General features: G+C 76.3%; 1 protein-coding gene. It reads left to right on the forward strand.

What is annotated here, in order from left to right:
- Positions 1–4: 4 nt before the first annotated feature.
- Positions 5–266 (forward strand): DNA-processing protein DprA (locus D588_RS25375; protein ID WP_232764329.1); only part of this gene is annotated, 262 nt, incomplete at its 3' end.

Consider the following 266-nt stretch of genomic DNA (forward strand, 5'->3'; position numbering starts at 1 on the left):
GGCGCTGGCCGCCGGTCCCGCCGGCTGGCAGGCCGCCGGCCTGGATGCGGCGCAGATCGCCGCGCTGCAGCGGCCCGACCGCGCCGCGCTGAAAACCACCGAGCACTGGCTGGCGCAACCAGGTCGGCACCTGCTGGGCTGCCACGATGCCGACTACCCGGCCCTGTTGCGGCGCACGCCCAATCCGCCACTGGCGCTGTACGTGGACGGCGATCCCACGGTGCTGTGGCACCCGGCCGTGGCCGTGGTCGGCAGCCGCGCCCCCA

It is taken from the genome of Xanthomonas sp. SHU 308, from assembly GCF_000364645.1.
Lineage (GTDB): Bacteria > Pseudomonadota > Gammaproteobacteria > Xanthomonadales > Xanthomonadaceae > Xanthomonas_A > Xanthomonas_A sontii.